The organism is Neisseria sp. HMSC061H08 (genome assembly GCF_001836795.1).
Taxonomy (GTDB): domain Bacteria; phylum Pseudomonadota; class Gammaproteobacteria; order Burkholderiales; family Neisseriaceae; genus Neisseria; species Neisseria subflava_A.
In genome coordinates this window covers 477,472-490,590 of the sequence record NZ_KV830556.1, presented here as the reverse complement: position 1 = coordinate 490,590, position 13,119 = coordinate 477,472, and the positions used below count along the sequence as shown (strand labels likewise).

Genomic DNA, 13,119 nt, shown 5'->3' with positions numbered 1-13,119 from the left:
CTTTTCAGACGGCCTTTTTATATCGTTCGTTTTTTATATGAATACACAAACCATAAAAACCTATCTTGTCGGCGGCGCCGTCCGCGATCATCTGTTAGGCCTGCCCGTCAAAGACCGCGACTGGGTAGTCGTCGGTGCAGATGCGCAAACCATGTTGGCTCAAGGCTATCAGCCGGTCGGCAAGGATTTCCCCGTCTTTCTCCATCCGGACAGCCACGAAGAATACGCCCTCGCCCGTACCGAGCGCAAAACCGCCAAAGGCTATGCCGGATTCAGTTTTCATGCCGATAAAGACGTTACGCTGGAACAAGATCTGATGCGCCGCGACCTGACCATCAATGCCATGGCTCAGGATTCAGACGGCACGATCATCGATCCTTTTGGCGGACAACAAGACTTGGCGGCCGGCATCCTGCGCCACGTTTCTCCTGCCTTTGCCGAAGACCCCGTACGTATTTTGCGTATTGCCCGTTTTGCCGCGCGTTATGGTTTTCAAATTGCCGATGAAACCATGTTGCTGATGCGACAAATGGTAGAAAACGGCGAAGCGGATGCCTTAGTTGCCGAACGCGTCTGGCAGGAATTGGCTAAAGGCTTGATGGAGAAAAATCCGCGCAAAATGATTGAAGTTTTACGCGAATGCGGCGCACTCAAAGTCTTGCTGCCCGAACTTGACGCCCTTTTCGGCGTACCGCAACGCGCCGACTATCATCCCGAAATCGACAGCGGTATCCATACACTGATGGTTGTACAACGGGCCGCCGAAATGAATCTGTCCCTTGCCGAACGCTATGCCGCCCTATTACACGACTTAGGCAAGGCAAAAACACCGGCCGATATCCTGCCGAAACACTACGAACACGACATCAACGGCGTCGAACCCGTCCGCGAAGTCAATCAACGCCTGCGCGCGCCCAAACACTGCGCCGAGCTTGCCGAACTCGTCTGCCGTTGGCACATCATGCTCCATCAAGTCGGGCAATTCAAAAGCAAAACCATTTTGAAGGTTTTGAAAAAAACCGATGCATTCCGCCGCCCCGAACGTTTTCAGACGGCCTTAAACGTCTGCGTGGCTGACAAACGAGGCCGTCTGAATCTTGAAGACACCCCCTATCCGCAACGCGAACACTGGCTGGCCTTACTTGAGGCTGCCAACCAAGTAGATGCAGGCAAAATTGCCGCCGAGTGCCACGCACAGGGCAAAGCCCATTTGATTGCCGAACAAATCGATCATGCCCGCTTGGCGCAAATTACACCGCTGCAAAAAGCGTATCAGGCTGAAAAATAGGAGGCTATTGATGGTATAGACAAGCTTTGAAACATCCGCCACAATATCCGCTATAATCTGCATCTTGACCATCTTATTTCAACAATAAAAATCATGACTATCCAGACCGATTTACTTTACGAAAAAATCAGCAATGAAGATTATCAACGCCTCATTGTCAAACACAGCGAATCTTTCAGCGAAGGCGAAATCCTCCTATTAAACGAAATCCTTGAAAAATTCCGCTTTGATGTCGTACAGGCTCAAGCTTTGGCGCAAGCCATCATGCAGCAGGTGCGCTTCGATCCAAACGACTACCATATCGACAGCGACGATGAAGACACAACCGGCATCTGTCCGCACTGCATCAATCCGCCCATGCCACCCCTGCGCGATTATTTGGTTTGGCGCGAAACACGCGGCTGAAAATTTTCCTAATCGATTTTGATAAGTTATTAAACATTCACTATCAAACAAGGCCGTCTGAACAGGTGTCATCGTTACATTTGTTCAGACGGCCTTTTGTAAATAAATGTTCATGACTAGGATAAATCAGTATAATCTGCGCCGTTTGAATTTTCTTCGGAGCTTTTATGAACCAGCTTAAAACGGCGGTAGCCGGTGCGCAGATTTTGTTTGTCGCATTCGGTGCCATGGTGCTTGTGCCGCTTCTGACGGGACTGAACCCGGCTTTGGCATTATTGGGCGCAGGCTTGGGCACCTTGTTGTTCCAATTGGTTACCAAACGTAAAGTGCCGATTTTCCTCGGCTCTTCTTTTGCCTTTATTGCACCGATTATCTACTCCATCGGCGAATGGGGCCTGCCTTCTACCATGTTCGGTCTGTTTGCGGCAGGTTTCATGTACTTTGTTTTTGCCGCTCTGATCAGATGGCGCGGTCTGGATGCGGTACACAAGCTGTTGCCGCCCGTGGTTATCGGTCCGGTAATTATGGTAATCGGCTTGTCCGTGGCCGCTGCAGCCAGCAGCATGGCCATGGGTCAGGCAGATGGAAAACAGGTCATCGACTATATCGACTCGCTGATTCTCTCCGGCTTTACCTTTGCGGTAACCGTCATTGTTTCTGTCTTCGGCAGCAAGATGATGAAGCTGATTCCGATTTTGATCGGCGTGGCTTCTGGCTATGTGTTGGCTTTGATCATGGGCTTGGTCGATACCAGTGCCATCATCAACGCTCCTTGGTTTGCCGTCCCTCATTTTGAAACACCTCAAGTCAACTGGCAGGCTGCCTTGTTTATGTTGCCTGTTGCCATCGCCCCGGCCATCGAACACATCGGCGGCATTATGGCCATCGGTAATGTAACCGGCAAAAACTACACTAAAGACCCGGGCTTGGACAAAACCCTCGCCGGCGATGGCTTGGGCGTGTGCGTGGCCGGTTTGATTGGCGGCCCTCCTGTGACCACTTACGGCGAAGTAACCGGCGCGGTGATGATTACCAAAAATAGCAACCCCGTCATCATGACTTGGGCGGCAATTTTTGCGATTTTCATGGCGTTTTTCGGTAAGTTCAACGCGTTTTTGGCTTCGATTCCTATGCCGGTTATGGGCGGCATTATGTTGCTGCTGTTCGGTACAATCGCCTCTTTGGGCATCAAAACATTGATTGATGCGAAAGTCGATTTGATGCAGCCGAAAAATCTGGTTATCGTCAGCTCCGTATTGACGACCGGTATCGGCGGCATGATTATCAAAGTAGGTACTTTGAGCTTCGCCGGTGTAGGTTTGTGCGCCGTATTGGCGATTATCCTGAACTGCGTTTTGCCCAATACCAAATCAGAAGAAGCGTAAATAGCTGGCTCATAAACTCAAAGGCCGTCTGAAAATAAGATTTCAGACGGCCTTTTTATTACGCTTTATACAATGAAAAATGCCGGAGACTTAACCATCTCCGGCATTTTTGAATAAGGTGGCGAGCCGAACCCCCGGCACTGGCTCATCAGAGTGGGCTGCTGGCTTCCGCCCCTGACCCGGTGTTCCGAATTACCATGCGGGGAGACCCGCCGTAGAAGAGACGCATTATAGCGGTTTTACAGAAAAACTCAAGCGATAAAATCTATCAGGCCATCTGAAAACCATTTACACGACAAGATTGTAAACAATATTGCCTAGTTGCAAATCATTCCCATTGAAATGTTTATTGTCTTTTCCGTTGAAAAATATCGAAAATTACACTACATTAACACTTTACGCCATCAAGAAGAAATTGCATTTTTCAGGCGGCCTTTAATATAAAAACATTACATCCATCAACGGAACACGACCATGACCACGACTACTGCCCCTCAGCGTATTCGAGAAATTCCCTATAACTATACTTCTTATACCGACCGCGAAATCGTCATCCGACTGTTGGGCGACGAAGCATGGCAAATCCTGCAAGACCTGCGCGGTCAACGCAAAACAGGACGTTCGGCACGAATGCTGTTTGAAGTATTGGGCGATATTTGGGTGGTCGTGCGCAATCCGTATCTGGTCGATGACTTGTTGGAGCACCCGAAACGCCGCGCCGCGCTAGTGCGTGAAATGCGCCACCGCTTAAATGAAATCCGCAAGCGCCGCGACGACAATCAGCAAGTGGATGTCTTGGTTGCCGCAGCAGAAAAAGCAGTCGAGCGTTTTGATAGCAGTTTTGATGAAACCATCCAAAAACGCCATCAGATTTTGGAACGCTTAAGCAAAATTACCAAGCCGCACAACATCATGTTTGACGGATTGGCTCGCGTAACGCACGTTACCGATGCGACCGACTGGCGCGTGGAGTATCCGTTTGTTATCGTCAATCCTGATACCGAGGCAGAGATCGCGCCTTTGGTGCGCGCCTTAATCGAATTGGACTTGGTCATTATCCCGCGCGGCGGCGGTACTGGTTATACCGGCGGCGCAGTACCTTTGGATGCAAACAGCGCAGTCATCAATACCGAAAAACTCGACAAGCATCGCGGCGTCGAATACGTTGAGCTGGCAGGCTTGGACGGCAGACATCCGATTATCCATTGCGGCGCAGGCGTAGTAACCCGCCGAGTGGAAGAAACCGCGCATCAGGCAGGTTTGGTGTTCGCCGTCGATCCGACCTCCGCCGATGCGTCTTGCGTGGGCGGTAATGTGGCGATGAATGCAGGCGGTAAAAAAGCCGTACTGTGGGGTACTGCCCTGGACAACCTCGCCTACTGGAACATGGTCAATCCTCAAGGCGAATGGTTGCGTATCGAACGTGTGCATCACAATTTTGGCAAAATCCACGATGAAGAAACCGCCGTGTTTAACGTACATACGCTGGATTCAGACGGCCGCAATATTGTCAATACCAAACGTTTGGAAATCCCCGGCCACAAATTCCGCAAAGTCGGTTTGGGCAAAGACGTTACCGACAAATTCTTGAGCGGCCTGCCCGGCGTGCAAAAAGAAGGTACGGACGGCATCATCACCAGCGTTGCCTTCGTATTGCATAAAATGCCGAAATACACGCGCACCGTGTGTATGGAGTTTTTCGGCACGGTCGCCACCGCAACGCCGTCTATTGTCGAAATCCGCGATTTCCTGCTTGACCATGAAAGCGTACGATTGGCCGGTTTGGAGCATTTAGACTGGCGTTACGTCCGCGCCGTCGGTTATGCCACCAAAGCGGCAGGCAAAGGCCGACCTAAAATGGTCTTGCTGGCAGACGTGGTTTCCGACGACGAAGCCGCCGTACAGGCAGCCGCCGAACATATCTGCGAACTCGCCCGCGCACGCGACGGCGAAGGCTTTATCGCCGTGTCGCCCGAAGCACGCAAAACCTTCTGGCTCGACCGCAGCCGCACCGCCGCCATCGCCAAACACACCAACGCCTTTAAAATCAATGAAGACGTGGTAATCCCACTCGAAAGACTCGGTGAGTATTCAGACGGCATCGAACGCATCAACATTGAGCTTTCCATCCAAAACAAGCTCAAACTCTGTGCCGCCTTGGAGCAATATCTGTCCGGCAAACTCCCCATCGACAAAATGGGAACAGACCTGCCAACCGCCGAACTGTTGGGCGAACGCGGCAAACACGCCCTGGCCCACGTTTCCGCTGTCAAAGCGCGTTGGGAATGGTTGCTTGCTAACTTAGACGCACCACTTGCCGACTATAAAGTCCGCTATGGCGCAGCCGTCCACGCCGCGCCCGAAGCCAAAGACAATGAAAGCTGCTTTATTGCCTTCCGCGATTTCCGCCTGCGCGTGTCTGTCAAAGCAGACGTAATGAAGCCACTTTCTGAAATCTTCAGCGGCAAAACCGACACCAAAATCATCGAAGGCTTGGGCAAAATCCACGCCAAAACCGTACGCAGCCGCGTCTTTGTCGCCCTGCATATGCACGCCGGCGACGGTAACGTTCACACCAATATTCCGGTTAACTCAGACGATGCCGAAATGCTTCAGACGGCCTATCGTTCGGTCGAACGCATTATGAAAATCGCCCGTTCGCTCGGCGGCGTAATTTCCGGCGAACACGGCATCGGCATTACCAAACTCGAATTTTTGACCGATGAAGATTTACAACCGTTTTGGAACTACAAAAACCAAGTCGATCCGAAACACACCTTCAACCGTCACAAACTGATGAAAGGCTCGGACCTGCGCAACGCCTATACGCCGTCCTTCGAGCTTTTGGGGGCGGAATCGCTGATTATGGAAAAATCAGACCTCGGCACCATCGCCGATTCCGTCAAAGACTGCCTGCGCTGCGGCAAATGCAAACCTGTTTGCTCTACTCACGTCCCGCGTGCCAACTTGTTGTACAGCCCACGCAACAAAATCCTCGGCGTGGGGCTCTTGACCGAAGCCTTCTTATACGAAGAACAAACCCGTCGCGGCGTTTCCGTCAAACATTTTGAAGAACTGATGGACATCGGCGACCACTGTACCGTGTGCCACCGCTGCGTTAAGCCCTGCCCTGTCAACATCGACTTCGGCGACGTTACCGTAGCCGTCCGCAACTACCTTGCCGATTCCGGCCACAAACGCTTTGCGCCTGCGGCTTCAATGGGCATGGCATTTTTGAACGCCACAGGCCCAAAAACCATCAAAGCCCTTCGCGCCGCCATGATACAGACCGGCTTCCCTGCGCAAAACTTTGCCTACAAAATCGGCAAACTTCTTCCAATCGGTACCCAAAAGCAAAAAGCCGAACCCAAAGCTACGGTCGGTACTGCCTCAATCAAAGAACAGGTTATCCACTTCATCAACCGTCCTTTACCCAAAAGCGTGCCTGCTAAAACTCCACGCTCCATGCTGGGTATAGAAGACGACAAGAGTATTCCTATCATCCGCAATCCGGCTTCTCCGGAAGATGCCGAAGCCGTGTTCTACTTCCCAGGTTGCGGCTCTGAGCGTCTGTTCAGCCAAATCGGACTTGCCGTTCAAGCCATGCTCTGGCATGTCGGTGTACAAACCGTCCTGCCGCCCGGCTATATGTGTTGCGGCTATCCGCAAGACGCTGGAGGCAATAAGGCTAAAGCCGAAGAAATGAGCACCAACAACCGCGTGGCTTTCCACCGTATGGCAAACACCCTCAACTACCTCGACATTAAAACCGTCGTCGTCAGTTGCGGTACCTGCTATGACCAACTGGAAAAATACCGTTTTGAGGAAATCTTCCCAGGCTGCCGTATCATCGACATCCACGAATATCTGCTTGAAAAAGGGGTGCAACTAAACGGCGTAAAAGGCCAGCAATACCTCTACCACGACCCTTGCCATACCCCGATCAAAACCATGAATGCCACCCAAATGGCCAGCAGCCTGATGGGACAGAAAGTCGTCTTAAGCGACCGCTGCTGCGGCGAGTCCGGTATGTTTGCCGTCAAACGGCCAGACATTGCCACTCAGGTCAAGTTCCGCAAACAAGAGGAAATTGAGAAAAACCTCAAAGAGCTGCCGCAAGGCGAACCTGTCAAAATGCTTACCTCCTGCCCAGCCTGCCTGCAAGGCTTGAGCCGCTACTCCGATGACAACAATATGCCTGCAGACTACATCGTCATCGAAATGGCGAAACACATCCTCGGCGAAAACTGGCTGGATGAGTTTGTGAAAAAAGCCAATAACGGCGGTGTAGAAAAAGTATTGCTCTAAGGACTTAGACAAAAACTTGTGGATGTAATAAAGGCCGTCTGAAAATCTTTCAGACGGCCTTTTTATTCAAAAGAATCAAAATACAATAATCAAATCAAATCAAATGCCTTTGCAAATAGCGATGCTACACCAGCAGTATTTAATAAAAAATAAAACCTGAGGCTTTTATCCCCCAGGTTTTATTTTCAAGCCTTATGCTTTTTCTTGCTGACGTTTTCTTTCTGCCATCATCTCATGCAATGTTTGTTTGGCAGGTTTCATCGGAACATGGTTATTGGTCCAGCTTAACTGCTTGCTTGGCGTCAATGCACGGAATTTGGTAGCAGCCCAGCCGAATGCTCGATAAGCTTTACTGCCGCTGAAAATACCGTTAAACGTACGCCATGCCATTTGTTCGCCAAAAGTATGCGATGCACCTTGACCACGGATAGGATGTGGAACGGTTTCTGTTGGCGAACGTTGCGCTTCAACACGCAGACGTTGCATTTGTTCGGTAATCGGAATACGTACCGGGCAAACTTCGACACAGGCGCCACACATGGTACACGCAGTCGGCAGATCGCGTGTCGCATCCAAGCCCAACAAATGCGGAGAGATAATCTCGCCAATCGGACCGGGATAAGTCGTGCCGTAAGCCGCGCCACCGATACGGGTGTAAACCGGACAGTGGTTCATACACGCGCCACAACGGATACATTGCAAGGTACGGCGCATTTGATCTTCTGCATAGGCTTGGCTACGGCCGTTATCAAGCAGTACCAAGTGCATTTCTTGAGGACCGTCCAGCTCTTCGCTACGGCGAGGGCCGGTAATCATATTGAAATAAGTGGTAATGTTCTGACCGATGGCGGAGCGTGGCAGCAGGCTGTACAAAGGCGGAACATCCGACAACTTCGCAACCACTTTTTCAATACCGGTAATGGCGATGTGCACAGGCGGCACAGTGGTACTCAAGCGGCCGTTGCCTTCGTTTTCGACCAGACACAAAGTACCTGTTTCCGCGACGGCAAAGTTCACACCGCTCAAACCGACATCGGCGGTACTGTAAATATCGCGCAATGCTTTACGCGCAAATCCGGTCAGCTGGTCTACGTCGTCCGTTAATGGAGTACCAAGATTTTGATGGAAAAGCTCGCTCACCTGCTCTTTGGTCTTGTGAATGGCAGGCATCACGATATGGGTTGGTTTCTCACCGGCCATTTGAACGATAAACTCGCCCAAGTCGCTCTCAACCGCTTTAATGCCTTGGTCTTGCAGATAATGATTCAGCTCAATCTCTTCGCTGACCATAGATTTGCCTTTCACCATTAGCTTACCGTTTTTATCAGTAATGATGTTGTGAATGATTTGGCAGGCTTCGGCAGGTGTTTCCGCCCAGTGAACTTTAACGCCCAGCTTGGTCAGGTTTTCTTCCAATTGTTCCAGCAATGCAGGCAATTTGGACAACGAACGTTGACGGACATGCTCACACAAGTCACGCAGGCTTTGCAGCTCTTCTTCATCTGTCAAAACGGCTTTGCGCTTGGTCATCAGCATATCCATCGCTGTGCGCAAGCTTTTACGCAGAGGCTTGTCTTGCAAAGAAATCGCGGCGTTTTGCTTGAATGTTTCCGGCTTCATATGGAATTTAATGGTTTGGGAACTCATGCTTTTTCCTCCAAATCGGCAGGGGAAATATGATCAGGCAGGACGGCCAAAACCACCAAATCGCGCGGGCCGTGTGCACCATAGGCCAAAGTCAATTGAATATCGGCAGTCTTAGACGGGCCGGAAATCAAAATAACGTTGGTAGGTATGCCTTTTTCTACCAGTTTTTCACCTTCAACAGCATTATGGAATTCGTTGTACATCTTGCTGGTGTCAAACAGGCAGAAATGCACAGGCGGAACCAAACTCAGGCTGCGCGGCTCAACAGGGCTGGACTCCAGCATAATCGTACCGGTACGGGCAATACCGCATTTAGAGCCGCTAAAACCAGCCTCAATATCGGTAAAGAATTCGTTTTTCCAGTCGTCGATTTTTCGCTCAAAACCACGCGCTTCAATATCAGTATCGGCCAAAGCTGCACGGGCCAGCTGACCATGTTCTGTTTCCAATGGGAGCAGAATGTTTTTCAAGCCTTTGCCTTCGGCTGCTTGGCGGAATACTTGCGGCCAGTTGGATTTGGTAACCCAATAGATTTCAGTTTTGACGGCACGCATGGCAGCCGCCCAATGTTTCAAACGCTCGACATCGTTTGCCCAAGAAACACCCATTTCACGGTAATAATCGAAAACCGGCGGCTCTTCCATCGGCAAGGCATCGGCTTTTTTCAATTTCGCTAAAATATTTTCGCGCGCACTCATGCTTTACCTCCGGTACGTTCCAACAGGAAAGATGCAATATGTTTCGGACGTGGCATATTGGGTTCGTCTTTGGCAATTTTGCCGCCGATATTCATCATACAGCCACAATCCGCGCTGATGATTTCAGTTGCGCCTGTTTCTTTCAGGGCTGCGACTTTGTCGGTTACCATCGCGCCGGAAATATCAGCCTGTTTCACAGAGAATGTACCGCCAAAACCGCAGCACTCGCTTTCATGGTCATGAACGATACGTTCAACATTTTCCATACCGTCGATCAGCTGCCAGCCTGACACATGGACATTCATCTCACGACGCGCCGCGCAGGAAGTATGAACGGCTACTTTAACCGGCTCACCTTTATCTTCAGGTTTGTAACCAATCGCCAGCAGGAAGTGGGTAAATTCAATGATACGATTGGCGCAATCAATGGCTTTTTGTTCGTACTCGGTACCTTTAAACAAAGTCGGCCAGTGGTGTTTCATCATGCCGCCGCAAGAACCGGAAGGCACGACAATCGGCCAATTTTCAGGGAATAAATCCAGTTGCGCTTTGGCAACATCAAAGGCTTCTTTAGGATGACCTGACGAATAGGCCGGTTGGCCACAGCAGCTTTGCTCCATAGGATAATGGACGCGGATACCCTGTTGTTCGATTAAAGTGATGGCATCCATACCGGCTTCAGGCATGAAAAGGTCGAGAACGCAAGTACCGAAGAAATAAGCATCGGTTGGCTTGCTGTCGAATACGGTGATTTGTGGTGGTTTGATTGCGCTCATTTTTTTGGAACGGGACAACCCGTTTTCTTGTGTAAAAATAAGATGGATACTTTAAGTAATTGCTTGTAATGGGTCAAGTCTAATTTTAAAAAATAATATTAAACAAGCATGACAAATCAGACAGAGGGCTTTCCCTTATTAACTTGATAATCTATATAATAACCACTATCAATAAGAAAACTAATGAATTCATTTTTTTAATAAATGAAATTTAACTACTCCCTCTCTCTCTTCAAATCAGAATAACTATCTCTTTATTGAATCTTGATTTACATCAGAAGTCATGAATTTAATCGCTATGACACGTTTTTAGACGAAACAAGCAACCCGCTATGCTGTACATATGTTTCAGACGGCCATATTGGAATAAAAAGATATCTAAGATAATAAAAATAAAAGTTTTTCTCACAAACTCAGCCCCTCTGAAAGATAAGTTCGTCAAAAGTCCACTTTCCGTATGCTCAACCCTACTTTTAATCAAAATCAAACACTTGAAAAATCATCGTTCCTAACCTTGAAAACCCTTTGCACACTCAAGCACTTCCAGTATCATTGAGACAGTTTCTTGACGCAAAATTACAGTCTTAGCCGCCCACAATCGGCATGGATTTGCAAAAGAAGTGAAACCAAGCCTCAAAACAATTTCACCTTAATTTCGGAGTAGGCATTATGTTGACCCAGACTCAACAGGTTGATTTGACCTTGCATCACCTTAAAGAACGCACCCTATCGATATACACTCCCGAACAGCGTGCAAGCATCGAGGCATCTGAAGACTGGAAACAGTTTGACAGACGGCTTGAAGAACACTTTCCCAAACTGATGCACGAGCTGGACAACGTTTACAACAACAACGAAGCCGTCCTCCCCATGTTGGAGCAACTGATTGCCCAAGCATGGCAAAGCTATTCCCAACGCAACGTATCTTTAAAAGATATCGATATCGCACGCGAAAACGATCCTGACTGGATTTTGTCCAACAAACAGGTCGGCGGCGTGTGCTACGTCGATTTGTTCGCAGGCAATCTGCAAGGTTTGAAAGCCAAAATCCCTTATTTCCAAGAATTGGGCTTGACCTATCTGCACCTGATGCCCCTGTTTAAATGTCCCGAAGGCAAAAGCGATGGTGGCTATGCGGTCAGCAGCTACCGCGATGTCAATCCGGCTTTGGGTACGATAGACGACTTGCGCGATGTCATTGCCGCTTTGCACGAAGCAGGCATTTCCGCCGTTGTCGATTTCATCTTCAACCACACTTCCAACGAACACGAATGGGCAAAACGCTGCGCCGCCGGCGATCCGCTCTACGACAATTTCTACTACATTTTCCCTGACCGTTGGATGCCCGACCAATACGACCGCACCCTGCGTGAAATCTTCCCCGACCAACATCCGGGCGGTTTCTCGCAATTGGAAGACGGCCGCTGGGTATGGACAACGTTCAATTCCTTCCAATGGGACTTGAATTACAGTAATCCTTGGGTATTCCGTGCCATGGCAGGCGAAATGATGTTTCTTGCCAACTTGGGCGTTGATATTCTGCGCATGGACGCCGTTGCCTTTATTTGGAAGCAAATGGGCACAAGCTGCGAAAACCTGCCTCAGGCACACGCTCTGATTCGTGCGTTTAACTCTGTAATGCGTATCGCAGCGCCAGCCGTCTTCTTCAAATCCGAAGCCATTGTCCATCCTGACCAAGTTGTCCAATACATCAGCCAAGACGAATGCCAAATCGGCTACAACCCTCTGCAAATGGCATTGTTGTGGAACACGCTTGCGACACGCGAAGTCAACCTGCTCCATCAAGCACTGACCTACCGCCACAACCTGCCCGACCACACAGCATGGGTCAACTACGTCCGCAGCCATGACGACATCGGCTGGACATTTGCCGATGAGGATGCATGGCAGTTCGGTATTCACGGCTATGACCACCGACAATTCCTCAACCGCTTCTTCGTCAACCATTTCGACGGCAGCTTCGCACGCGGCGTACCGTTCCAATACAACCCAAGCACAGGCGACTGCCGTGTCAGCGGTACAGCCGCAGCATTGGTCGGCTTGGCTCAAAATGATCCGCATGCCGTTGACCGCATCAAACTCTTGTACAGCATTGCTTTGAGTACTGGCGGCCTACCGCTGATTTACCTAGGCGACGAAGTCGGTACGCTCAATGACGATGACTGGTCGCAAGACAGCAACAAGAGCGATGACAGCCGCTGGGCACACCGTCCTCGTTACAATGAGGAGTTGTACAACCAACGCCATGACGGCTCGACCACTGCCGGTCAAATTTTCCAAGGTTTGCGCCATATGATCTCCATCCGCCAAAGCAATCCGCGCTTTAATGGCGGCAGATTGGTCACCTTCAACACCAACAACAAACACATCATCGGCTATATGCGCAACAACGCGCTTTTGGCATTCGGCAACTTCAGCGAACATGCGCAAACCATCAGTGCGCACACCCTGCAGGCCATGCCGTTTAAAGCGCACGATTTGATCAGCGGTCAAACCGTTTCTCTGAATCAGGATTTGGTCCTGCAACCCTATCAAGTCATGTGGCTTGAAATTGCATAAGCTGAATTTTTTATACATCATTCAAGGCCGTC

Annotated in this window: 8 protein-coding genes and 1 other RNA gene; 5 read left to right on the top strand and 4 right to left on the bottom strand. The window is 49.9% G+C overall.

Translation table 11 applies throughout. The features are described 5' to 3' along the window. Positions 1 to 37: 37 nt before the first annotated feature. The 3 genes from HMPREF2675_RS03310 to HMPREF2675_RS03300 all read left to right on the top strand — a co-directional run bounded on the left by HMPREF2675_RS03310 (position 38) and on the right by HMPREF2675_RS03300 (position 3,078). A complete protein-coding gene (locus HMPREF2675_RS03310) occupies positions 38 to 1,288 on the top strand; it encodes a multifunctional CCA addition/repair protein (protein WP_070814058.1) in 1,251 nt (416 codons plus the stop codon). A 93-nt stretch (positions 1,289 to 1,381) separates the two neighbouring features. Further along, positions 1,382 to 1,693 carry a hypothetical protein gene (locus HMPREF2675_RS03305; RefSeq protein ID WP_070814057.1) on the top strand — a complete coding sequence of 104 codons (312 nt, stop codon included), beginning with the start codon at positions 1,382 to 1,384 and terminating at the stop codon, positions 1,691 to 1,693. Between the two features lie 167 nt (positions 1,694 to 1,860). Next, positions 1,861 to 3,078, top strand: a complete 1,218-nt coding sequence (locus HMPREF2675_RS03300) for a uracil-xanthine permease family protein (protein WP_003679234.1) — start codon at positions 1,861 to 1,863, stop codon at positions 3,076 to 3,078. 117 nt (positions 3,079 to 3,195) lie between these two features. Here the strand turns inward: HMPREF2675_RS03300 and ffs are convergent. Then, an RNA gene (ffs, locus tag HMPREF2675_RS03295) (signal recognition particle sRNA small type) lies at positions 3,196 to 3,292 on the bottom strand. A 260-nt stretch (positions 3,293 to 3,552) separates the two neighbouring features. On the opposite strand from ffs, the gene HMPREF2675_RS03290 reads away from it, so the two are divergent. After that, positions 3,553 to 7,386 carry a DUF3683 domain-containing protein gene (locus HMPREF2675_RS03290; RefSeq protein WP_070814056.1) on the top strand — a complete coding sequence of 1,278 codons (3,834 nt, stop codon included), beginning with the start codon at positions 3,553 to 3,555 and terminating at the stop codon, positions 7,384 to 7,386. A 192-nt stretch (positions 7,387 to 7,578) separates the two neighbouring features. On the opposite strand, the gene HMPREF2675_RS03285 is transcribed toward HMPREF2675_RS03290, so the two are convergent. From HMPREF2675_RS03285 to HMPREF2675_RS03275, 3 genes are read right to left on the bottom strand one after another with little or no spacing between them, the layout of a single operon-like run. Further along, entirely contained in the window at positions 7,579 to 9,033 is a 1,455-nt protein-coding gene (locus HMPREF2675_RS03285; RefSeq protein ID WP_049333852.1) for a LutB/LldF family L-lactate oxidation iron-sulfur protein, read from the bottom strand. Then, positions 9,030 to 9,731, bottom strand: coding sequence for a LutC/YkgG family protein (locus HMPREF2675_RS03280; RefSeq protein ID WP_070814055.1), 702 nt, complete (start codon positions 9,729 to 9,731; stop codon positions 9,030 to 9,032). Before HMPREF2675_RS03280 ends, HMPREF2675_RS03285 begins: the two co-directional genes overlap by 4 nt. Continuing rightward, complete coding sequence (locus tag HMPREF2675_RS03275; RefSeq protein WP_070814087.1) at positions 9,728 to 10,507, bottom strand: (Fe-S)-binding protein; 780 nt, start codon at positions 10,505 to 10,507, stop codon at positions 9,728 to 9,730. The genes HMPREF2675_RS03280 and HMPREF2675_RS03275 overlap by 4 nt, the downstream gene beginning before the upstream one ends. A 669-nt stretch (positions 10,508 to 11,176) precedes the next feature. Between HMPREF2675_RS03275 and HMPREF2675_RS03270 the strand changes: the two genes are divergently transcribed. Continuing rightward, positions 11,177 to 13,087, top strand: coding sequence for an alpha-amylase family protein (locus tag HMPREF2675_RS03270; RefSeq protein ID WP_070814054.1), 1,911 nt, complete (start codon positions 11,177 to 11,179; stop codon positions 13,085 to 13,087). The last annotated feature ends 32 nt before the right edge of the window (positions 13,088 to 13,119 follow it).